Origin of the sequence: Pseudomonas sp. ICBG1301 (genome assembly GCF_016918385.1) — a bacterium.
Classification (GTDB): domain Bacteria; phylum Pseudomonadota; class Gammaproteobacteria; order Pseudomonadales; family Pseudomonadaceae; genus Aquipseudomonas; species Aquipseudomonas palleroniana.
Map to the genome: position 1 here is coordinate 466,019 of NZ_JAEKGB010000006.1, position 22,058 is coordinate 488,076.

Consider the following 22,058-nt stretch of genomic DNA (forward strand, 5'->3'; position numbering starts at 1 on the left):
AGAGTCGGAGGCAGTAAAAATAAATTTCCAACGGCGTAGAATCGGCGTCTGACGCGCCGTATTCAAGGTTGCCAAGGGCGGATGTTTATGTTCATTATCGCCGCCTGGCTATATTCAAGGATTGGGTTCAAGCCTGTTGAATATGGCACTAGAGGTCAACGCGTATTATGGAAACCCCACTTTCCACTTCTGGAAACCTGCCACCCAAACCCGGCGCAAGACCGCCGCTGCAATTGAGCGGGCTGGACTTCAAGTTGCTGCGGGTATTCATGGCTGTGGTCGAGGCCGGCGGTTTCAGCGCCGCGCAAAACGAGCTGAATGTGGGCTTGGCAGCTATCAGCAAACAGATTTCCGACCTGGAAATCCGCATTGGCATGCGCCTGTGCACCCGGGGCAGGGAAGGCTTCGGGCTGACCGAAGAAGGCAAGTTGGTGTATCAAGCTTCCATCGAGTTATTTACCTCGGTCGACAGTTTTCGCGACAAGCTTAGTTCAGCGCAAAATGAACTGATCGGCGACCTTAGTGTGGGCGTTATTGATAACACCGTATCGGACGTTAATTCACCGCTTATTGCGGCCCTGGGAAAATTACATAGTGAGTCGCCCAAGATTCGATTACGCCTGCACGCCTCACAACTGGATGAAGTTGAGCGCGGCGTAGTGGAAGGGCGCCTGGTTGCCGGCATCGTCCCGGTCTACCAACGCCGCGAGGAATTCGACTACTTCCCGCTGTACGAAGAAAAGGCCCACGCCTACTGCGCAACAGGGCATCCACTCTTCAATGCGAGCGATATCACGCCCGAAGTCTTGCGCCAATACGAAGTGGTGAACCATCGGTATGCGATCCATCGCGACAAGGCCAACTTCGTCAACTACGACAGCCAGTCAGCCTCGGCCTCCCAGGTTGAAGCCGTGGCCATCCTGATCCTTACCGGCCGCTTCCTCGGCTTCCTGCCGGAACACTACGCAACGCCGCTAGTGAGAGAAGGCCGCCTGCGCGTACTGTGCTCGGAGCAGGTCCACCTGAGCACGGCATTCAACCTCATCCTGCGCCACAACGCACCGCGCAGCCCCATGGTAAAAGCCTTCGCCACAGCCCTGGGCGTAGACCTGAAAGCCGCGACATAAATACCTGTCGACCACAAATCATCGGATTGGCAAAGATCAAATGTGGGAGCTGTCGAGCCCCAGCGAGGCTGCGAAGGGATCGACGCGATTTCCCTGTCGAGCCCATAAACCCGTATCGCCTCGACTCGTAGCAGCCCATGCTAGTGCGATAACGCTGGCATTCTTCGGATGTTTGCCAGATAGCTTTGAAATAGAGCATTCTCGAATCATCATTCTTCCCAGTCTTTCCTTACCCAGAGAGGTGTTCTCTATGTCTTCTGGAACCGTCTTTACTAACAACCGTACGCAAAATATTCGCATCCCTGCCGACATGCGTTTTCCTGCGGGAGTGAAGACCGTGGAGGTCCGTGCTGTGGGAAGAGAGCTGATCATTTCGCCTGTTGAAAACACTTGGGACAGCTTTTTTCTTGCCAGTGAATCGGTATCTGAAGATTTCATGGAGGAACGTGCCGATCAAACCCAGCAAGAACGAGAGTCTTTTGATGATTAGTACGTGCTTGATACCAACATCGTGATCTACATCATCAAGCGTCGTCCGATCGAAATATTGGAAAAATTCAATGCCAATGTTGGGCGTATGGTGATCTCTCTTTCATCACCCTGCTGAGCTGATGCATGGCGCAGAAAAGAGTCAGTTCGTAGAAAAAAATACGCGAGCCGTGGAAGACTTCTCTTCCCGGCTCAATGTCTTTAGCTACGACGACAAGGCCGCTTTTCACTACGGCTCGATACGTTCAGATCTGGAGAAAAAGGGCACGCCTATCGGCGTCAATGACCTACACATTGCCGGGCACGCTAGAAGCTCAGGCTTGGTCTTGGTTACTAACAATGAAGGTGAGTTCAAGCGCGTAAATGGCTTGATTGTGGAAAACTGGTTAGGCGTCTAGTGCAGACTTCCTGCCAACCCCACCCACGTCATCACTGCAACCGATCCCGCTTTTTCTTCTTCGCATGAAAATGCCGAAAATGCGCATCCTGCGCCGCTGCCAACAACTCCCGATCCCCTCGCGTATCACCCCACGCCCGCAGCCGGTATTCCCCCAGGTCGCCATACACCGCTTCAAGCCGCAGCACTTTGTTCTCACAGCGGCAATTATTCCCGGTGAGCTTGCCGGTCAATACGCCATCAACTACCTCAAGCTCAGTGCCAATCAACTTGATCCCCAGCCGATTCGCAAACGGCTGCAACACCAACGCCGGCGACGCCGAACACAGCGTCACCACGGCCCCCGAGTTCACCTCATCGGCCACCGACTGCAAGCCCTTGGGGCGCATCAACTTGCTCCAATAGCGCTGGCAATACGCCTCGGCCTGCTGCTGAACCCACGCCTTCTCCACCCCGGTCATAAAGGTGCGAATCAGCTGTGCCTTCAACTCATCCCGACTGATCTGCCGCACCAAAAAGCGCAGCCCCGGCACCGCCAGCTTGACCATCCGGCCATAGAACTCACCGGGGCCAAAGGCAAACTTGAGGAAGGGCACAAAACTGTCGTGGTGGGTCAGCGTGCCGTCGAAGTCAAAGACGGAAAGTACTTTGGCGTCAGCGGGGCCGGCTTCGAGCATGTCTGGGTTCACGGGTAGGCCTCGGTCCTATCTAAATGTTTAAGCGTGCATCAGGTGTGACAGCAGGAGTCTACTCCCGTGCCAATCTTCCGATCCTGGCGTAAAGCCCCTTCGGTAAAAGCCTCCCGATCACTCGACCGGTGACAACGCTGATGGCAATTGGGGCATAAGGCTACAGCATTGGTGATGCGATCCGAACCCTTCTGGGCGAGGAGCTTGATGTGATGTACTTCAAGAAATGGCGATTCAACGCCAACTTTGCGTTCACTAGAAATCAAAAAGCCCTGAACGAGTCAGGGCTTTTTGATACTGCCTGGCTTCGGGAGAATCAGTCCCAGCTCAGCGCGCCGCCGGTCTGGTACTCGATCACCCGAGTCTCGAAGAAATTCTTCTCTTTCTTCAAGTCCATGATCTCGCTCATCCACGGGAACGGGTTGGTGGTGCCTGGATACTCTTCCTTAAGACCAATCTGCGACAACCGACGGTTAGCGATGAACTTCAAATAGTCTTCCATCATCGCCGCGTTCATCCCCAGCACGCCGCGAGGCATGGTGTCGCGAGCGTATTCGATCTCCAGCTGGGTCCCTTGCAGGATCATCTGGGTCGCTTCTTCCTTCATCTCGGCATCCCACAGGTGTGGGTTTTCGATTTTGATCTGGTTGATCACGTCGATACCGAAGTTCAGGTGCATCGACTCGTCACGCAGGATGTACTGGAACTGCTCGGCGACGCCGGTCATTTTGTTGCGGCGGCCCATGGAGAGGATCTGGGTGAAGCCGCAGTAGAAGAAGATGCCTTCGAGCACGCAGTAGTAGGCGACCAGGTTGCGCAGCAGTTCCTTGTCGGTCTCGACGGTGCCGGTTTCGAACTTCGGATCGGAGATCGAACGGGTGTATTTCAGGCCCCAGGCGGCTTTTTTGGCGACCGATGGGATCTCGTGGTACATGTTGAAGATCTCGCCTTCATCCATGGCCAGCGATTCGATGCAGTACTGGTAGGCGTGGGTGTGGATCGCTTCTTCGAAGGCCTGGCGCAGGATGTACTGGCGGCACTCCGGGTTGGTGATCAGGCGGTACACGGCCAGCACCAGGTTGTTGGCGACCAGCGAGTCGGCGGTGGAGAAGAAGCCGAGGTTGCGCATGACGATGCGGCGTTCGTCGTCGGTCAGGCCCTCGGGGTTTTTCCACAGGGCGATGTCGGCGGTCATGTTGACCTCTTGCGGCATCCAGTGGTTGGCGCAGCCGTCGAGGTACTTCTGCCAGGCCCAGTCGTACTTGAAAGGCACGAGCTGGTTGAGGTCGGCGCGGCAGTTGATCATGCGTTTTTCGTCAACGGCGACGCGGGCGGAGGCGCCTTCGAGTTCGGCGAGGCCTTCGGCGATGTCGAGTTTGTCGAGGGCGGCCTTGGCGCGCACGATGGCGGCGGAGTCACTGGCGGTGACGGCGCGGGCTTCAACCGCGGCGGCAGCGCCGGCGCCGTCGAGGCGGTCCATGTTGGCTTCGGTGGCGTGGCCGGCGTTGGCACCTTTGGCGGCGACTTCGCCGTCTTCTTCTTTATCGAATTCGTCCCAGCTCAGCATGACGTGTCGTCTCCTGCGTGAGGGCTCAAAGTGCCCGTGTGAAACCGGATGGTTGGGTGTTCACACGGCCCAGAGGCCACGGTGGATCTTAAGGAATCGTTTGTTGCAGCTAGCGCACGCATTAAACGCAATCAGGTGTTCGGGTGCTCTGCGTGAGGCTTGAGGCTTGGAGCGACAGGTGCTTGCTCCAGGGGAGGCCTCAGGTCTGGCTCTTCATCCCTGTGTAAAGGGATATTGCAGGCCCGATTTACCCGCGCATTATAGGGAAAAATTCGGCTTTGTGTTGCGGCGGATGGTCACTTGGGGTCACCAAAATGCCGTGGTCTGCGGCCAAAGCGTGTGTTTGCAAGGCTTTACCGGGATTGGATTTTTTTGACGGGCGGTGAGGGGATTTTGTAAGCGGGGGCAGGTAGGGCAGGGTAGCGCTTTGTAAGGTGGGTGTGGCGGCTCAGGTCATCGGGAGCAAGCCCCCTTCCACAGGTCGATTGTGGTGGGCCAGAGATGGGTTCTTGGCCGCAAGAATGATTTCTTGCGGCGACCAAGATCCGGGATTGAATCTAATTAAAGAAGTTATTACCCGTTAGAGCAGCCGTTACCCATGACTTGATAGTTCAGAATATGCCGTTGACCTTGCGAGTCTTCATATTCCATTTTTACCGGTACAACTTCACAGACTTCCGGGATATTGCTCATGGACAATACTTTTGCCACGTCCAAGTGGGTGCTGTAGGTGTAATCCTCAACAATGGGGGCATTCTGGCTGGCCAGTTCTGTCGGGGCCTCGTCGGCGAGAGCGGCGGTGGCGAACAAGCTGCTGAGAGCCATGACTGCGAACACTTTCATTTCTTCATTTACCTTCTTCAGGGCGAAAGGGGTCACGGGGCCCTTGTGAGGCCACGTGTGTAACTTAAAGTTGGAAGTTCGGATTAACGTTGCCTTCGTGGGGGCTGTTGCGTTGTTAATCACTGCTGTGTCGAGCACAGCGCCTTGGTTGGCGAAGTTGATTTTAGGCTTGCGGGTTATATTCATATACCCGTGGTTTTGATAAACACTTTTGGCGGTTTTTGTAACAATCCCGTGGTAAAGGTTTTTTCACAAACCGTGAAAGCGCCACGGGGCGCGGTCCAGAGCGACAAATCGGCATATCAGGGCAATTTGTAGGGGCTTGTTACTACCATCGTCGAATGGTTCTATAGACCGGCCCCGGCTAAAACAGGGGCCATACAAAAACAACGATTGTCACCGAGGTAAGAAAGATGAGTGCGGCTTCCCTGTACCCCGTTCGCCCCGAAGTAGCAGCCAATACGCTGACCGACGAGGCGACCTACAAGGCCATGTACCAGCAGTCGGTGGTCAACCCCGATGGCTTCTGGCGCGAGCAAGCCAAACGTCTTGACTGGGTCAAGCCTTTCACCGCGGTGAAGCAGACCTCTTTCGACGACCACCATGTCGATATCAAATGGTTTGCCGATGGCACCCTGAACGTTTCCTACAACTGCCTGGACCGTCACCTTGCCGAGCGTGGCGACCAGGCAGCGATCATCTGGGAGGGCGATGACCCTTCCGAGAGCCGCACCATCACCTACCGCGAGCTGCATGAACAAGTCTGCAAGTTCGCCAACGCCCTGCGCGGCCAGGATGTACACCGCGGCGACGTGGTGACTATCTATATGCCAATGATCCCCGAGGCCGTGGTCGCCATGCTGGCGTGTACCCGCATCGGTGCGATTCACTCGGTGGTCTTCGGCGGTTTCTCCCCGGAAGCCCTGGCCGGTCGCATTATCGACTGTCGCTCGAAGGTGGTGATCACTGCCGACGAAGGCATTCGTGCCGGTAAGAAGATTCCGCTGAAGGCCAACGTCGACGACGCCCTGACCAACCCGGAAACCAACAGCATCCAGAAGGTCATCGTGTGCAAGCGCACCAATGGCGCGATCAAGTGGAACCAGCATCGCGACATCTGGTACGAAGACCTGATGAAAGTGGCCGGCACCGTGTGTGCGCCCAAGGAGATGGGCGCCGAAGAAGCGCTGTTCATCCTCTACACCTCGGGTTCCACCGGCAAGCCGAAGGGCGTGCAGCACACCACGGGTGGCTACCTGCTCTACGCCGCCCTGACCCACGAGCGCGTGTTCGACTACCGCCCGGGTGAAATCTACTGGTGCACCGCCGACGTCGGCTGGGTCACTGGCCACACGTATATTGTCTATGGCCCGCTGGCCAATGGCGCGACCACCTTGCTGTTCGAAGGCGTGCCGAACTACCCGGACATTACCCGGGTGGGCAAGATCGTCGACAAGCACAAGGTCAACATCCTCTACACCGCGCCGACCGCAATCCGCGCCATGATGGCCTCCGGCACTGCGGCCTGCGAAGGCGTCGATGGTAGCAGCCTGCGCCTGCTCGGTTCGGTGGGTGAGCCGATCAACCCTGAAGCGTGGGACTGGTACTACAAGAACGTCGGCCAATCCCGTTGCCCGATTGTCGATACCTGGTGGCAAACCGAGACCGGCGCCACCCTGATGAGCCCGCTGCCGGGTGCCCACGCGCTCAAGCCGGGTTCGGCGGCGCGTCCGTTCTTTGGTGTGGTGCCGGCGTTGGTGGATAACCTGGGCAACATCATCGAGGGGGCTGCCGAAGGCAACCTGGTGATCCTCGATTCGTGGCCAGGCCAGGCGCGTACGCTGTACGGCGACCATGACCGTTTTGTCGACACCTATTTCAAGACCTTCCGTGGCATGTACTTCACCGGCGACGGCGCCCGTCGCGATGAAGACGGTTACTGGTGGATCACCGGGCGCGTGGATGACGTGTTGAACGTGTCCGGCCACCGCATGGGCACCGCCGAGATCGAAAGCGCCATGGTTGCCCACCCTAAAGTCGCGGAAGCGGCGGTAGTGGGTGTGCCCCATGACATCAAGGGGCAGGGCATCTACGTGTATGTCACCCTCAAGAATGGCGAAGAGCCGACCGAAGCGCTGCGCCTGGAGTTGAAAAACTGGGTGCGCAAGGAGATCGGGCCGATTGCATCGCCGGATGTGATCCAGTGGGCGCCAGGCTTGCCGAAGACGCGTTCAGGCAAAATCATGCGGCGTATCCTGCGCAAGATTGCCACGGCTGAGTATGACGGGCTGGGCGATATCTCCACGCTGGCGGATCCAGGCGTGGTGGCGCATTTGATTGAAACCCACAAGACCATGAACGCCGCGTAAGGCGAGGCAGGTTGGACAAAGCCCCATTCGGTGTGAGCCGAGTGGGGCTTTTTACATGGGGGGATCGTTCCCACGCTCTGCGTGGGAATGCCTCCTGTGACGCTCCGCGTCACGACCTCAAGAGCGGACGCGGAGCGTCCAGGGCTGCATTCCCACGCGGAGCGTGGGAACGATCGGGTGGAGACCAATAAATATCGGTTTTCACCGTAGGACGTTTCTGAATGTTACCGTCGCACCTGGATGTGTAACCTGCCGCCCAAACCTGGGGCAATGTGCTACGTCAATGCCCCGAAAAACCGCGTTTTAGACACCCCAGGAAATAAGATTAAACGCCAGACTTGCCGTGCTAGAAGGGTTTGCGAATAATAGGCCCGCAACTTGCAGCATCAACAGGTTTAATATCTTTTGTCTCTGCATAAAAAGCAGAGGCTGTCAATGTGCTGGAACCGCTTTCTCGGTGCTTCTGTAAATTGTTGTCGCATTGAGGAAATATCGGCTTCCGGCCTGTCGTTAGAATGCCGATCACTCGCTCGTCGTCGCAGGTTTACACCGCGTAGGGCGCAGCACCGCTATTCGGTTTCACTTAAGTCGCATCGTGGGCCCTGGCTCATACTGCTTTTTGCCCTATACCGATGGAGTCCCAAGATGAAGAAACTTGTGCTGTTGGGCGCCCTGGCGCTGTCCGTGCTGTCCATGCAGGCCTTCGCTGATGAAAAGCCCCTGAAGATTGGTATCGAAGCGGCTTACCCTCCGTTTGCCTCGAAGGCGCCGGATGGCAACATCGTGGGTTTTGACTACGACATCGGCAACGCCCTGTGCGAAGAGATGAAGGTCAAGTGCGTGTGGGTCGAGCAAGAGTTCGACGGCCTGATCCCGGCGTTGAAAGTGCGCAAGATCGACGCGATCCTGTCGTCCATGTCCATCACTGACGACCGCAAGAAGTCCGTCGACTTCACCAACCGCTACTACCTGACCCCAGCGCGCCTGGTATTGAAGGAAGGCACCACCGTCAGCGACAGCCTGGATGAACTCAAAGGCAAGAAGATCGGCGTGCAGCGCGGTTCGATCCATGATCGTTTCGCCAAGGAAGTCCTGGCTCCCAAAGGTGCCACGGTTGTTCCCTACAGCTCGCAGAACGAAATCTACCTGGACGTGGAAGCCGGTCGCCTCGATGGCACCGTGGCTGACGCGACCCTGCTGCAGGAAGGTTTCCTCGATACCCCAGCCGGTAAAGGCTATGCGTTCACCGGCCCGGCCTTCACCGACGTCAAGTACTTCGGCGACGGCGTAGGCATCGCGGTACGCAAGGGCGACAAGGAAAACCTGGACCGTATCAACGCTGCCATCGCGGCGATCCGTGCCAACGGTAAATACAAAGAAATCGAGAAAAAGTACTTCAACTTCGATATTTACGGCCCAGAAGCCAAGTAAGTATTCGCAGCTGTCTGTCTGAAATGGCGCAAGCAACAGAGCCCTCTGAAGTTTGCGCCATTTTTTCATCCCCCTTTTCGAGGACCTGAATCATGTTGAAAGGCTACGGGGCCGTCATCCTCGATGGCGCATGGTTGACGCTTCAGCTCGCCTTGTCGTCCATGGCCTTGGCCATTGTTCTGGGTCTGATCGGGGTCGCGTTGCGCCTGTCGCCGGTGCGCTGGTTGGCCTGGCTGGGTGACTTGTACTCTACGGTCATCCGTGGGATTCCCGACCTGGTGCTGATCCTGCTGATTTTCTACGGCGGTCAGGACCTGCTTAACCGCGTCGCGCCGATGCTCGGCTACGACGACTATATTGACTTGAACCCCTTGGCGGCCGGTATTGGCACCCTGGGCTTCATCTTTGGCGCCTACTTGTCGGAAACCTTCCGCGGTGCCTTCATGGCCATTCCCAAGGGGCAGGCCGAGGCCGGCCTGGCGTATGGCATGAGCAGCTTCCAGGTGTTTTTCCGGGTGATGGTGCCGCAGATGATCCGGCTGGCGATCCCCGGCTTCACCAACAACTGGCTGGTACTCACCAAGGCCACTGCGCTGATTTCGGTGGTGGGCCTGCAAGACATGATGTTCAAGGCCAAGCAGGCGGCAGACGCCACCCGCGAACCTTTTACCTTCTTCCTCGCAGTGGCGGCGATGTACCTGGTGATCACCAGCGTATCATTGCTGGCCTTGCGTCATCTTGAGAAGCGCTACTCGGTAGGCGTAAGGGCGGCTGATCTATGATCTTCGACTACAACGTCATCTGGGAGGCCATGCCGCTGTACCTCGGCGGTTTGGTCACCACCCTGAAATTGCTCGCCATCTCGCTGTTTTTCGGCCTGCTCGCCGCCTTGCCGCTGGGCTTGATGCGGGTGTCCAAGCAGCCGATCGTCAACGGCGCGGCGTGGCTCTACACCTATGTCATTCGCGGCACGCCCATGCTGGTGCAGCTGTTCCTGATCTACTACGGTCTGGCGCAGTTCGACGCCGTACGCGAAAGCTTCCTCTGGCCGCTGCTGTCCAGCGCCACGTTCTGCGCGTGCCTGGCGTTTGCGATCAACACCAGCGCCTACACTGCCGAAATCATCGCTGGCAGCCTCAAGGCCACGCCCAATGGCGAGATCGAAGCGGCCAAGGCCATGGGCATGTCGCGCTCTAAACTGTACCGCCGCATCCTGCTGCCGTCGGCCCTGCGTCGTGCACTGCCGCAGTACAGCAACGAAGTGATCATGATGCTGCAGACCACCAGCCTTGCGTCCATCGTCACGCTGATCGACATCACCGGTGCCGCGCGCACGGTGAACGCCCAATTCTACCTGCCGTTCGAAGCCTATATCACGGCCGGCGCGTTCTACCTGTGCCTGACCTTCATCCTGGTGCGCCTGTTCAAGTTGGCCGAGCGCCGCTGGCTGAGCTACCTGGCTCCAAGGAAGCATTGAGATGGAACGTATCGATCACCTGTTGCCCTGGGGCCACCTGGGTTGCGAGCGCCAACTGAGCGTCTTTCGTTTCGGCAGCGGCGAGCGCAAGGCGTATATCCAGGCCAGCCTGCACGCCGACGAGTTGCCGGGGATGCGCGCCGCCTGGGAGCTGAAAAAGCGTCTCATCGAACTGGAGCGCCAGGGCGCCCTCAACGGTGTGATCGAGCTGGTGCCGGTGGCCAACCCGATGGGCCTGGGGCAACTGTTGCAAGGTGCTCACCAGGGCCGTTTCGAGGTGGGCAGCGGCAAGAATTTCAACCGCGATTTCGTCGAGTTGAGCGAGCCGGTCGCCGCGTTGCTCGCCGGCAAGCTGGGCGATGACCCTCACGCCAATGTGCGCATGATTCGCCAGGCGATGACCGATGCACTCGACGCCCTGCCGGCACCGAGCAGCCAGCTGCAAGGCATGCAGCGCGTCTTGCTCAGCCATGCCTGCACCGCCGATGTGGTGCTGGACCTGCACTGCGATGCGGAGGCGGCGTTGCACATGTATGCGCTGCCCCAGCACTGGCCGCAGTGGCGTTCGTTGTCGGCGCACTTGAATGTGAAAGTCGGCCTGCTGGCCGAGGATTCCGGCGGCAGCTCGTTTGATGAAGCCTGTTCGCTGCCGTGGCTGCGCCTGTCCCGCTTGTTCCCTGAGGCGCAAATCCCGCTGGCGTGCCTGGCGACGACGCTGGAGCTGGGCGGCCAGGCTGATACCGGCCGTGACGAAGCGATCTTCCACGCCGAAGGCATCCTCGCGTTTCTCGCTGAACAGGGCCTGATCAAGGGGCAATGGCCCGCGCCACAGTACGAACCGTGCGAAGGCGTGCCTTTCGAAGGCACCGAGTTGTTGTTCGCACCCCACGCCGGGGTGATCAGTTACCTGCGTCAAGCCGGCGACTGGGTGGAAACCGGCGAACCGATTTTTGAAGTGATTGATCCCCTGACCGACCGCGTGAGTATTGTTTGCGCGGGCACGTCCGGGGTGTTGTTTGCCGTTGAACGGCTACGTTATGCCCAAGCGGGTTTCTGGCTGGCCAAGGTGGCGGGGCGCGAAGCGCTGCGTCACGGGCGCTTGCTCAACGACTGACCACCTGTTTTTGTGAGAACCGACCGCATGTACAAACTTGAAGTCCAAGACCTGCATAAACGCTATGGCAGTCATGAAGTGCTCAAAGGCGTGTCCCTGGCCGCCGCGGCCGGTGATGTGATCAGCATCATCGGTTCCAGTGGCTCGGGCAAAAGTACCTTTTTGCGCTGCATCAACCTGCTCGAGCAACCCCACGCCGGCAAGATCCTGCTCAACAACGAAGAGCTGAAGCTGGTCGCCGGCAAGGACGGCGCCATGAAGGCCGCCGACCCCAAGCAACTGCAACGCATGCGTTCGCGCCTGTCCATGGTTTTCCAGCATTTCAACCTGTGGTCGCACATGACCGCCATTGAAAACGTGATGGAAGCGCCAGTGCACGTGCTGGGTGTGTCGAAGAAAGAAGCGCGTGAAAAGGCCGAGCACTACCTGGCCAAGGTGGGTGTGGGCCATCGTAAGGATGCATTCCCCGGCCACATGTCCGGCGGCGAGCAGCAGCGCGTGGCGATTGCCCGTGCCCTGGCGATGGAGCCGGAGGTGATGTTGTTTGACGAGCCGACGTCGGCGCTTGACCCGGAACTGGTCGGCGAAGTGCTCAAGGTGATGCAGGACCTGGCCCTGGAAGGCCGCACCATGGTGGTGGTCACTCACGAAATGGGCTTTGCCCGTGAAGTGTCGAACCAGTTGGTGTTCCTGCACAAAGGCATCGTCGAAGAATGCGGCAACCCGCGCGAGGTGTTGGTGAACCCGCAGTCGGAGCGTTTGCAGCAGTTCCTGTCCGGCAGCCTGAAATAGCTACCCCTGTGGGAGGGGGCTTGCTCCCGATAGCGGTAAATCAGATACCAATCTGTTGGCTGACACACCGCCGTCGGGAGCAAGCCCCCTCCCACATTGATCTTCATCAGTTTTTGAGATTTGTGTTCGTTTCCGGGCTAGCATTGGCCCTTGTCTTCATTATTGTTACTCGCTTCGGATAGCCTTCCATGACTGCCCATCGAATTGGTTTCCTGATCTGGCCCAGCACAAAAGCACTGACGCTGGCGCTGGCTGAGGAGGCCTTGCGTATTGCCCAACGGGTGCATCCGGACGTGGTCTACGAGCTGTCGTTCCTGCATGCGGAACCGGCCGCCGACGGCGCCTGGCAATTGCCGGGCGAGGCTTGGGCGGGCAAGCTCGAAGGTTTCCAGAAGCTGTTCCTGCTGGCGGACGAGCCGCCGACGGTGATCGCCTCTCAACTGAGCACGGCGCTCAAGCAGCTTGTGCGCGCAGGCTGCGTGATCGGCGGCTTGTCGGCGGGTGTCTACCCGTTGGCCCAACTCGGCCTGCTCGACGGTTACCGCGCTGCCGTGCATTGGCGCTGGCAGGATGATTTCGCCGAGCGTTTCCCCAAGGTCATCGCCACCAGCCATCTGTTCGACTGGGACCGCGACCGGTTGACCGCCTGTGGCGGCATGTCGGTGCTCGACCTGTTGCTGGCGGTGCTGGCTCGTGACCACGGCGCCGAACTGGCCGGCGCGGTGTCCGAGGAACTGGTGGTGGAGCGCATCCGCGAAGGCGGCGAGCGCCAGCGTATTCCACTGCAAAACCGCCTGGGCTCCAGCCATCCCAAGCTGACCCAGGCGGTTCTGTTGATGGAAGCCAATATCGAAGAGCCGCTGACCACTGACGAAATTGCCCAGCACGTCTGCGTGTCGCGACGACAACTCGAACGCATCTTCAAGCAGTACCTCAATCGTGTCCCCAGCCAGTACTACCTGGAACTGCGCCTGAACAAGGCCCGCCAGATGCTCATGCAAACCAGCAAGTCGATCATCCAGATCGGCCTGTCGTGCGGCTTTTCCTCGGGGCCGCATTTCTCCAGCGCCTACCGCAACTTCTTCGGCGCGACCCCGCGTGAAGACCGCAACCAGCGTCGCAGCAGCAGCCCGTTCGAATTGTCCTCGGTACCGTCCGAGCGCGGTTGAGCACGCCCTCCTGGCTAGCCCTAAGGGGCGGTTATTCCTCCTGTGGCCGGGGTTCTGCGGGCGATAGTGGTGCGCCGGTTTCATCCAGCCTGGCCTGGGGCACATTGAAGTCAATGCCGGTGCGTTGGTAATACTCGCGCAGGTACGCCAGGCTCTGTGCCGACAGCGGGTTGTTACTCAGGTCGCTGTCTTCATGAAACACCGTGTCGGTCTCCAGCAAACCCGCGCCGATGTCTTCGATCTGGTTGCCGCTCAAGTCCAGCGTGTGCAACGCCTTGAGCTGGAAAACCCCCTCCGGCATCGCTTTGAGCCCGGCATTGCGCAGGTGCAGCGAGCTCAGGTTGTGCAAACTGCTGACGTCTGGCGTTTCCCCCAGCGGGTTGTCGCTCAAGTCGACGAACTCCAGCGCCGCCAGGTCGTTGAAGGAGCGGGCTGACAACGGCGTCAGGCGGATGCCGCATTGGGTCAATTCCAGGCTGGCCAGCTTGGGCATGCTGAAGATCGGTTCGGGCAGGCTGCCCACCGGGCATTGGCTCAGTGCCAGGGTTTGCAGCGCCGGAAAACAGCGCAGCGTACCGTCAACCTGGGTGGTAGTGCCGTTGCCCGTCAATTCAAACCACGACACATGCTCGAACCGCGCACTCAGTGACGGCAGCTCACCCATCACCGGGGTGTCGAGCAGTAATGAATGGGTGAACTCATCCACCAGGCTCTCTTCATCCTCCGCACTCTCGCGACGCCAGGCTTGCTCTACCAGCATTTTGAAATTGTCGCGCAGCAATTGTTGGTGGGCGCGGGCGGCGTCATCGAGCGGGCTGTTGTCGACAGGATGGCGCTGTGGCACATCCAGCACCCATTGATCGAGGTCGGTATTGAGCTGGGCATACTCGGCTTCAAGGCGCGCCAGGGTCGGGGTGATCGCGTCCATATCGCCGGGCAGGCGGAAGATAAAACGATCCGCTTCGCTTTCGACCAGCGTCGGGTATAGCTGTTGCAGGCGCACACGCTCGGCTTCGGGAGCCGTGGCATTGAAGGATTCCTGGGTGCGCTGGCAGTAGCTCTTGATCTGCTCCAGGGTCACTTTGGATAACGGGTTGCCGGACAGGTCGAACGCGCTGGCGGCTTCGGCGCGCAGGGTGAAAGCGGCCGCCGGCATCTCGGTGATCTGGTTGTCGCTGAGGTTGACCGCGCTGCGGGGCACGTCGACGAGCAGTTCGGAGGGCACTTGGGTGAGGCCGACGTTTTTCAGCAGGACGCTGGACAGTGCCGGCATCGCCTTGAACTCCGGCAGTTGCCCTAGGTTGGGGTTTTGGCTGAGGTCCAGGTATTCCAGGCGGTTCATGTTTTGCAGGGCCGCACGGCTGGTGTCGCTGAGCTTGAGCGAGCAGTCCGGCAGGCCCAGGAAAGTCAGTTTTTGCAGCTCGAAGATACGCGGCGGGATGTCCTCCAACGTCGCGTGTTCGATGTCGAGGATATCCAGGGCCGGAAAGCTTTCGAGAAACTCGCCGACGTCCATCGGGCCACCGTTGCCGTGCATGATCAACGAGCCTATGTGCTTGAACCGTGCACTCAGGCGCGGCAATTCACCGGCCAAGGTCTGGCTGATCTTGAGGGTGCGAACGTGGCGGGTTTCCTGGGCGGGTTCGCGGCGCCAGGCTTTTTCCAGCTGCACATGCAGCGCCATTCTGCGCGCCAGTTCCAGGGAGGTCAGGTCGGGGGCCTGTGACCAGGCGCCCAGCTCCTGCTGCAAGGTTTCCAGTTCTCCAGCCAGGCGCGCCAGCTCGCGTTTGCCCGCTTCAATATCGCCGGGGAGTGAATAGATGAAACGTGTGGCTTCGTCCTTGTCCATCGACGGGTAAAGCCGTTGTGTATCTTGCAGGTCGACGGGCATAGCATCGACCTCCCAGAACGTGCCGTGGCGTTGGTAGTACTCCTTGACCTGCTCCAGGTTCGCCCGTGACAGCGGGTTGTCGGAAAGATCGTAGTGCACGCTGACCTCAGGGGGCAGTTCGAACAGCGCGGCGGGTACGTCGCGGATCTGGTTGCCGTTCAACAGCGCGGCCTGCAGCTCCGGGCGGGTCAGCAAGCCGGGCGGCAGGCGATCGATACCGGTGTCGGCAAGGTCCAGGGCCACCAGCTCCGGCATCGCCTCGACGCTAGGTGTCAGGCCCAGGGGATTGCCGTTGAGTGACAGCGTCTGCAAGTGACTCATGCTCGCCAGGCGGGCATGGCTGGCAGGCGTGAGGGTGATGTTGCAGTTGGACAGCCCCAGGGTGTTGAGGTGAGGCAGGCTGCTGAGTTGAGGCGGCAGATCGTCCATGGGGACGTCTTTGACTTCCAAGTGCCGCAGCCGTGGAAACTGGTTGATAAAGGCGGTCACGCCTTGGGTGCCTTCGTTGCCGTTGATGGACAGCAACGACACATGTTCGAAGTTGGCACTCAGTGTGGGCAGCTCGCCGATGATCGGAAAATCCAGGCGCAACATATAGCCGTCCCGGCTCGGGTCTTCGAAGTAATCGTCGAGCTCGGTGCCTCGGCGCCAGCAACGCTTGAGTAATTGCGCGATGCGCTGGCGATTCTGGCGTTCGTAGGCTTGCTCGCGCGGCGTAAGCGCGGCACCGGTTTGCGGATGTTCGGTGGGCACCGTTTGCTGCCAGTTGTGCAGCTCGGTTTCCAATTGCTGATATTCCTCGGTGAGCGCCGTGAGCCGCACTGATGCACCGCCGGGCTGCCTTTGCAGGTGTTCGAGCAGGGCGCCGATCTGCTCGTCGCTCAACGCTGGATACAGTGCCCGGGCGCGCGGGTACAGCAGCGGGGCGTTCGGGCTTGGGGTATGTGCGCGATAACCATCGTCACTGCCAAGGTGCTTGAGGGTGTCGGTCGATGGCTCCTTGGGGGCGCCGCTGGCCAGCACCCGGCGTACTTCATTGCGTGCCAGTGGATGTCGACGCAAACGCTGCTGCAATTCGGCGCCCTGGTCAATCTGAATGCCCAGCGCCTCGCGCTGGCGATCGGGCAAGGCGTGCAGGATGGCGCTGTACAGGTCGGTTTCAGCGCACAGCGCTGTGTCGTCGTCATAGGCGACATAACGGCCGTTATCCCGGCGTACCAATGTGCGGCGCAACGGCGCGTCCTCGACGCCTACCTCGTTCCAGATCGAACCGCGGGGTGAATCATGGCGCGCCACCAGGCGCACCTGGTCCGACCAACCGGGCAGCAGCCGCAGAGCGTTGAGGGCCAGGCGGTCGCTGTCGATGGTCTGCACGCTGTCCAGTTGCTGGCCTTCGTAGGCGCGGGTCACGCGTACCTCGTCCAGCGCCGCACGAGCCAGGTCGGCCAGGCGTGGCGGGACACGGCGGGCGTCCAGTTGGGCAAGTTCCGCGCCGCTGGCCTGGCGCAGCAGGTGGTGGGCGACGCTGGCGGGCAGGTCGGGCGAGGTGTCCAGGATGCGCTGGGCCGCTGGGTCGCCGGCGGTCTGCGAGGGGCCGTAACGTGATTCGAACAGCGATGCACGTTTGCGCTCGGCGATATCGGCGAGGGCTTTGCGCAGGTGTCGGGTGCGGGCCTCCAGGCTCAATTGCAGGTCGCCGGTGCGTTCGCCGAACTGGCGGCTGAGTTCCTCGGGGCTCAGGGCCTGCAATACGGTTTTGAGCAAGCCACCCTTTTGCAGCTGCGCTTCGTGAATCTGCACCAGCGGCTGATCGCTTTCACCCATCTGCCAGACCACCTCGTTGCGCGCGTTCAGCAGTTGCAGGGTCTTTTCCTTGGGCCAGTAACCGAAGCTGGTCATCAAGTGCAGTTGCTCTTGAGGGTCGATGGCGTTGTACTGCGCCGGGTCATCGCTGCGCAGGCGCTGGATCAACTGTTGGATCTCACGGTCGATGCGCAGCCGCACCAGGGTGTCCTCAAGCATGGGCGGGATGGGCTCGCTGTTGTGATGCATCTTGCGCAGGGTGTCTTCGCTGACACCACTGATGCGCAAGGCTTGCTCACAGTCGGTTTCGCTCAAGCCTTGTGCAATGGGGCCGAGGCGCCGCAACAGAGTCTTGCGATCCCATGTCAGGGGCTGTTCGAGTTCGGTGTGCCATGCCCCGGACCCGTTGTGCCGCAGCCTGGGACGATAGGCGTCGGCGCGGGTCGGGTGTTTGATTGCGTAATGGCCGTCGTCGGCGGGCTCGACCTTGTAGTGCCGGCCCTCCAAGGGAAGTACTGATTCACCGCGCACACGGTACAGGCCTTTTTCATCGGTGCTCAGCGTCGGGGCGATGTCGAGGTGTTGCTGGTACGGGCCGAGGTCTGGTTGCCAGTAGCGCTGGCTGCGATCAGCCAGGCTCACGGGTTTGAAGCGCTCGATGAAGGCCCGTTGTTCGGCCGATAACAGTTTGTCCATCGCGATGCCGGCGAGGCTGCTACCTGCTGCAAATACGCCCAATTGCGCAATGGATTGCACCACGTTGACCAGGTGGGTGAGCGCTTCGTCCGTCAGCCCTTCGGCCCAGTCGATCACGCCTTCGAAGACGTCCGTGAGCAGTTGATAGGCCATGTAGCCCATCATCAATTCGCCCAGCCCGGGAATGAACGGCGTGACCACCAACAGTGCGACGTTGAGAATTGTTGAGGCGATATCCACGAAGGAGTCCCACAAGGCCCAGCGTGCCTGGCTGTCGGCGTTGGCGGTGGAGACGGCCTGGGAGCGTGCGTCATTGAGGATCTTGTTGAGTTTCTGCCGATACAGATAACGCCAAGGCTCGTCGGGAATGGGCGTTGCGACAAATTGCAGTTTGGGGTCGAGGGTGGGTTCTTTGCGCCACATGCCATGCTTGCCGCCGGGTTCCGGTGGGTGCCAGTTGATGCTCGACAGGCGCTGGCTCAGGCCGGAGAAAAAAACACCGAGACGCTCATGGGGCACAAAGCGGCTGAAGAACAGTTGGTAGTCCTCGTTACGCAGTTGGCGGGTCAGCTCGCGTTTGAACTCCAGGGGCGAGGTGTATTCCTTGAGTGGGTGCTGCGGATCGTCCGGCACGTAGGCGACGATCCGTTGTGAGCTGCGCGCCTGCTCCAGGTCCGGAGCGAACAGCAGGATGCCGCACAGTGGCGTCTGCAACAGGGTGAACGTATGGCAGAGCACCGGCAGTTGCCCAAGGCTCAGGCGCGGGGCGCCTTCGAGCATGGCGCTGATCACCTGGGCGAAGTCCGGCTTGATGTCGCCGCGGATGTCCGCCAGTTGCAGTGCGGCGCGCAAGGCCGCGCGCTGGCTGGTATCGACTTTCAGCGCCAGGCTGTTGCCGGCGCTCGGAGTGTTCAACCCCAGCGCGTTGCGCAGGTGGTGCGCGTACGTGGCGCCGAGGTTCAACTCGCGGCACAGGCGCACAAACGCGTTGATCGACATGACGTCGCGGATATGGGGCAGGGTGGTGAACTGGCCGGTGGCCGAGGGGCGGCTGATAAACGTCGAGTCGGGCTCGTAGAAACCTGCATCTGCTTCCTTGTAATCGAAGTTATGCAGCGCTGCATCGAGCAGTGACACCGTCCAGGTGCGCGCCGCTCCAGAGCGGATCGCAAACCAGGGAATGGTCAGCGGGATATAGAGGCGGATGAACACCTCATCGACGTCCAGGTTCAGCGCGAAGCGTTGACGCAGCAGGTTTTGCAGCAGGGGCCTGGCGTAGGCCTTGGGATCTCGCAGGTTTTTCAGCGCGTCATCGACGGTGTTCTGTGCGCGCCAATGCTGGGCAGTGGCTTGTTTGAACAAGGCTTGTTGTCGGGCTGTGGCCGCCTGCAAGGGTTTGCCCAGGTGCGGCTTGGCTTGGCGCAGAGCCTGATGTTTGGCCGCGCTCGCCTGGCCCAGCCACTGGGGCATAGCATTTTTCAGGCGTTCGTAATGGCTCTCGGGAGGAGTACTCATGGGGCGAATCTCTTGGTGCCATGGAAAGGGCACCAGTAAATCAGCCGGTGTGGAGCACTTGGCCCTAGATAATTAGAGCGGCCATTGACCCTGACGCAAACACGCCGGGCGGTTTAAACTGCGCCATTGCGACGCTATTTGTCGCATTGACGTAAACCCTCGAAAATCGGGGGTTGGCGCTATAAGAAGTTGTCGCTTGGCGACAAGGCCCTACTGAAAACTGTCCTTACAATCCCTGCATCGCCCGCCAGTTTCAGGCAGGCGTTCCTCTTCAGGAGACTCCGATGTCCGTTGAGCAAGCCCCGGTGCAACGTGCCGATTTCGACCAGGTCATGGTGCCTAACTACGCACCGGCCGCATTCATTCCTGTGCGTGGCGAAGGTTCGCGCGTGTGGGACCAGGCGGGTCGCGAGCTGATCGACTTTGCCGGTGGCATCGCGGTCAACGTATTGGGCCACGCCCACCCGGCGCTGGTCGGTGCGCTGACCGAACAGGCCAACAAGCTGTGGCACGTCTCCAACGTTTTCACCAATGAGCCGGCCCTGCGCCTGGCGCATAAGTTGATCGATGCCACCTTTGCCGAGCGCGTGTTCTTCTGCAACTCCGGCGCCGAGGCCAACGAGGCCGCGTTCAAGCTGGCACGTCGCGTCGCGTTCGACCGGTTCGGCAGCGAAAAATACGAGATCATCGCTGCGCTGAACAGCTTCCACGGCCGTACCCTGTTCACGGTCAACGTCGGTGGCCAGTCCAAGTACTCCGATGGTTTCGGCCCCAAGATCACCGGCATCACCCACGTGCCTTACAACGACCTGGCCGCGCTGAAAGCCGCTGTTTCGGACAAGACCTGCGCCGTGGTGCTGGAACCGGTCCAGGGCGAAGGCGGCGTATTGCCGGCCGAGCTGGCTTACCTGCAAGGCGCACGCGAGTTGTGCGACGCGCACAACGCACTGCTGGTCTTCGACGAAGTGCAAACCGGCATGGGCCGCAGCGGCCATCTGTTCGCTTACCAGCATTACGGCGTGACGCCGGACATCCTCTCCAGCGCCAAGAGCCTGGGCGGTGGGTTCCCGATCGCGGCGATGCTCACCACCGAAGCGCTGGCCAAGCATCTGGTGGTCGGTACCCACGGCACCACCTACGGCGGCAACCCGCTGGCGTGCGCAGTGGCGGAAGCGGTGATCGATGTGATCAACACTCCGCAAGTGCTGGCCGGTGTGAACGCCAAGCATGCGCTGTTCAAGGCGCGCCTGGAGCAGATCGGCAAGCAGTACGGCATCTTCACCGAAGTGCGTGGCATGGGCCTGCTGCTCGGTTGCGTACTGAGTGAGGCTTTCAAGGGCAAGGCCAAGGACGTGTTCAACGCGGCCGAGAAAGAAAACCTGATGATCCTGCAAGCCGGCCCTGATGTGGTGCGTTTCGCCCCGAGCCTGGTGGTGGAAGACGCCGACATCCAGGAAGGCCTGGATCGTTTCGAGCGCGCGGTAAAAACACTGACCCAAGCCTGATTGGCTGAACGGGAGCCAATGTGGGAGGGGGCAACCCCCTCCCACCGTTGACCTGTGTTGAAGCCGGACCTGTCCGGTATTTTTTTCCTATGAGTTTTTCGAGTTAAGGAGTGACACCATGCTGGTGATGCGCCCCGCGCAAATGGCTGATCTGGGCGAGGTACAGCGTCTGGCTGCGGACAGCCCGATTGGTGTCACCTCCTTGCCGGATGATGTGGAACGCCTGAGCGACAAGATCGCCGCCAGCGAAGCGTCCTTCGCGGCCGAGGTGAGTTTCAACGGTGAAGAGAGCTATTTCTTCGTGCTGGAAGACACCGAGACCGGCAAGCTCGCCGGCTGCTCGGCCATCGTCGCCTCGGCGGGTTATTCCGAGCCGTTCTACAGCTTTCGTAATGAGACCTTCGTTCACGCCTCGCGCGAGCTGAAGATCCACAACAAGATCCACGTGCTTTCCCAGTGCCACGACCTCACCGGCAACAGCCTGCTCACCAGTTTCTACGTGGTGCCGGAGCTGGTCGGTTCGCCGTGGTCGGAACTCAATTCCCGTGGCCGCCTGCTGTTCGTCGCCAGCCATCCCGAGCGCTTTGCCGACTCGGTGGTGACCGAAATTGTCGGCTACAGCGACGAACATGGTGACTCGCCGTTCTGGGACGCCATCGGGCGCAACTTCTTCGATCTCAATTACGCCGCCGCCGAGCGCCTGTGCGGGCTTAAAAGCCGCACCTTCCTGGCCGAGCTGATGCCGCACTACCCGATCTACGTGCCATTGCTGCCGGACGAAGCCCAGGAGGCCATGGGCCAGGTGCACCCGCGTGCGCAGATCACGTTCGACATCCTGATGCGCGAAGGCTTCGAGACCGATCATTACATCGACATCTTCGACGGCGGCCCGACGTTGCATGCGCGGGTTTCGGGCATTCGTTCCATCGCCCAGAGCCGTGTGGTGCCGGTCAAGATCGGCGAGATGGCCAAGGGTGTTGGCCGCCAGTACCTGGTGAGTAATGCGCAGTTGCAGGATTACCGCGCGGTGATGCTGGAGTTGGACTACGCGCCCGGCAAACCGGTGACCCTGGACCTGGCGGCAGCCGAAGCCCTGGGTGTTGGCGAGGGCGCGAGCGTGCGCCTCGTTGCGGTTTGAGAGCCGGTTTAAACAGAGTTTCGCGGGTGGCTGACAACGGCGGCCC

15 protein-coding genes and 2 pseudogenes are annotated in these 22,058 nt (G+C 60.0%); 12 read left to right on the top strand and 5 right to left on the bottom strand.

From position 1 onward, the window contains the following. Positions 1 to 167 precede the first annotated feature (167 nt). The 3 genes and pseudogenes from JBE38_RS17515 to vapC all read left to right on the top strand — a co-directional run bounded on the left by JBE38_RS17515 (position 168) and on the right by vapC (position 2,014). The gene (locus tag JBE38_RS17515) at positions 168 to 1,127 is read left to right on the top strand and encodes a LysR family transcriptional regulator (protein WP_205344752.1); all 960 of its coding nucleotides are present in this window, start codon (positions 168 to 170) and stop codon (positions 1,125 to 1,127) included. Between the two features lie 250 nt (positions 1,128 to 1,377). After that, the gene (gene vapB / locus JBE38_RS17520; protein WP_104994612.1) at positions 1,378 to 1,617 is read left to right on the top strand and encodes a type II toxin-antitoxin system VapB family antitoxin; all 240 of its coding nucleotides are present in this window, start codon (positions 1,378 to 1,380) and stop codon (positions 1,615 to 1,617) included. 3 nt (positions 1,618 to 1,620) lie between these two features. Then, positions 1,621 to 2,014: pseudogene (gene vapC / locus JBE38_RS17525) on the top strand (type II toxin-antitoxin system tRNA(fMet)-specific endonuclease VapC). Positions 2,015 to 2,045: 31 nt separating this feature from the next. Here the strand turns inward: vapC and JBE38_RS17530 are convergent. The 4 genes and pseudogenes from JBE38_RS17530 to JBE38_RS17545 all read right to left on the bottom strand — a co-directional run bounded on the left by JBE38_RS17530 (position 2,046) and on the right by JBE38_RS17545 (position 5,112). Continuing rightward, on the bottom strand, positions 2,046 to 2,690 hold the full coding sequence (locus JBE38_RS17530) for an HAD-IB family hydrolase (protein ID WP_060757249.1): 645 nt from the start codon (positions 2,688 to 2,690) through the stop codon (positions 2,046 to 2,048). Between the two features lie 70 nt (positions 2,691 to 2,760). Beyond that, positions 2,761 to 2,932 (bottom strand): annotated as a pseudogene (locus JBE38_RS17535) (HNH endonuclease); the annotation flags it as partial. A gap of 86 nt (positions 2,933 to 3,018) precedes the next feature. Beyond that, positions 3,019 to 4,269: a ribonucleotide-diphosphate reductase subunit beta gene (locus JBE38_RS17540; RefSeq protein WP_090369047.1), complete on the bottom strand. Its 1,251-nt coding sequence runs from the start codon at positions 4,267 to 4,269 to the stop codon at positions 3,019 to 3,021. Positions 4,270 to 4,842: 573 nt separating this feature from the next. After that, positions 4,843 to 5,112 (bottom strand): DUF2790 domain-containing protein, encoded by a 270-nt coding sequence (locus JBE38_RS17545; protein ID WP_060757313.1) that lies wholly within the window; start codon positions 5,110 to 5,112, stop codon positions 4,843 to 4,845. 413 nt (positions 5,113 to 5,525) lie between these two features. Between JBE38_RS17545 and acs the strand changes: the two genes are divergently transcribed. From acs to argR, 7 genes are all read left to right on the top strand, one after another. Beyond that, positions 5,526 to 7,481 (top strand): acetate--CoA ligase, encoded by a 1,956-nt coding sequence (acs, locus tag JBE38_RS17550; protein ID WP_060757314.1) that lies wholly within the window; start codon positions 5,526 to 5,528, stop codon positions 7,479 to 7,481. Between the two features lie 645 nt (positions 7,482 to 8,126). After that, complete coding sequence (locus JBE38_RS17555) at positions 8,127 to 8,912, top strand: ABC transporter substrate-binding protein (RefSeq protein ID WP_205344753.1); 786 nt, start codon at positions 8,127 to 8,129, stop codon at positions 8,910 to 8,912. Positions 8,913 to 9,004: 92 nt separating this feature from the next. Then, a complete protein-coding gene (locus tag JBE38_RS17560) occupies positions 9,005 to 9,694 on the top strand; it encodes an ABC transporter permease (protein ID WP_010208305.1) in 690 nt (229 codons plus the stop codon). Beyond that, entirely contained in the window at positions 9,691 to 10,389 is a 699-nt protein-coding gene (locus tag JBE38_RS17565; RefSeq protein WP_161550355.1) for an ABC transporter permease, read from the top strand. Before JBE38_RS17560 ends, JBE38_RS17565 begins: the two co-directional genes overlap by 4 nt. A gap of 1 nt (position 10,390) precedes the next feature. Next, positions 10,391 to 11,503, top strand: coding sequence for a succinylglutamate desuccinylase/aspartoacylase family protein (locus JBE38_RS17570; protein WP_205344754.1), 1,113 nt, complete (start codon positions 10,391 to 10,393; stop codon positions 11,501 to 11,503). A gap of 27 nt (positions 11,504 to 11,530) precedes the next feature. Further along, entirely contained in the window at positions 11,531 to 12,295 is a 765-nt protein-coding gene (locus tag JBE38_RS17575; RefSeq protein ID WP_090369054.1) for an ABC transporter ATP-binding protein, read from the top strand. Between the two features lie 188 nt (positions 12,296 to 12,483). Next, a complete protein-coding gene (argR, locus tag JBE38_RS17580) occupies positions 12,484 to 13,464 on the top strand; it encodes a transcriptional regulator ArgR (RefSeq protein WP_060757319.1) in 981 nt (326 codons plus the stop codon). Between the two features lie 31 nt (positions 13,465 to 13,495). Here argR and JBE38_RS17585 read toward each other — a convergent pair whose 3' ends face one another. Beyond that, a complete protein-coding gene (locus JBE38_RS17585; RefSeq protein WP_205344755.1) occupies positions 13,496 to 19,369 on the bottom strand; it encodes a leucine-rich repeat domain-containing protein in 5,874 nt (1,957 codons plus the stop codon). 284 nt (positions 19,370 to 19,653) lie between these two features. On the opposite strand from JBE38_RS17585, the gene JBE38_RS17590 reads away from it, so the two are divergent. Together JBE38_RS17590 and aruF are read left to right on the top strand one after the other, a co-directional pair. Further along, entirely contained in the window at positions 19,654 to 20,874 is a 1,221-nt protein-coding gene (locus tag JBE38_RS17590; RefSeq protein WP_090369058.1) for an aspartate aminotransferase family protein, read from the top strand. A gap of 118 nt (positions 20,875 to 20,992) precedes the next feature. After that, complete coding sequence (aruF, locus tag JBE38_RS17595; RefSeq protein ID WP_060757322.1) at positions 20,993 to 22,012, top strand: arginine/ornithine succinyltransferase subunit alpha; 1,020 nt, start codon at positions 20,993 to 20,995, stop codon at positions 22,010 to 22,012. The last annotated feature ends 46 nt before the right edge of the window (positions 22,013 to 22,058 follow it).

Coding starts and splice junctions, on each gene's coding strand:
- JBE38_RS17575 (WP_090369054.1), top strand. CDS start 11,531: ATGTACAAACTTGAAGTCCAAGACCTGCATAAACGCTATGGCAGTCAT.
- vapB (WP_104994612.1), top strand. CDS start 1,378: ATGTCTTCTGGAACCGTCTTTACTAACAACCGTACGCAAAATATTCGC.
- JBE38_RS17530 (WP_060757249.1), bottom strand. CDS start 2,690: ATGCTCGAAGCCGGCCCCGCTGACGCCAAAGTACTTTCCGTCTTTGAC.
- JBE38_RS17540 (WP_090369047.1), bottom strand. CDS start 4,269: ATGCTGAGCTGGGACGAATTCGATAAAGAAGAAGACGGCGAAGTCGCC.
- JBE38_RS17545 (WP_060757313.1), bottom strand. CDS start 5,112: ATGAAAGTGTTCGCAGTCATGGCTCTCAGCAGCTTGTTCGCCACCGCC.
- JBE38_RS17585 (WP_205344755.1), bottom strand. CDS start 19,369: ATGAGTACTCCTCCCGAGAGCCATTACGAACGCCTGAAAAATGCTATG.
- aruF (WP_060757322.1), top strand. CDS start 20,993: ATGCTGGTGATGCGCCCCGCGCAAATGGCTGATCTGGGCGAGGTACAG.
- argR (WP_060757319.1), top strand. CDS start 12,484: ATGACTGCCCATCGAATTGGTTTCCTGATCTGGCCCAGCACAAAAGCA.
- JBE38_RS17590 (WP_090369058.1), top strand. CDS start 19,654: ATGTCCGTTGAGCAAGCCCCGGTGCAACGTGCCGATTTCGACCAGGTC.
- JBE38_RS17555 (WP_205344753.1), top strand. CDS start 8,127: ATGAAGAAACTTGTGCTGTTGGGCGCCCTGGCGCTGTCCGTGCTGTCC.
- acs (WP_060757314.1), top strand. CDS start 5,526: ATGAGTGCGGCTTCCCTGTACCCCGTTCGCCCCGAAGTAGCAGCCAAT.
- JBE38_RS17570 (WP_205344754.1), top strand. CDS start 10,391: ATGGAACGTATCGATCACCTGTTGCCCTGGGGCCACCTGGGTTGCGAG.
- JBE38_RS17560 (WP_010208305.1), top strand. CDS start 9,005: ATGTTGAAAGGCTACGGGGCCGTCATCCTCGATGGCGCATGGTTGACG.
- JBE38_RS17515 (WP_205344752.1), top strand. CDS start 168: ATGGAAACCCCACTTTCCACTTCTGGAAACCTGCCACCCAAACCCGGC.
- JBE38_RS17565 (WP_161550355.1), top strand. CDS start 9,691: ATGATCTTCGACTACAACGTCATCTGGGAGGCCATGCCGCTGTACCTC.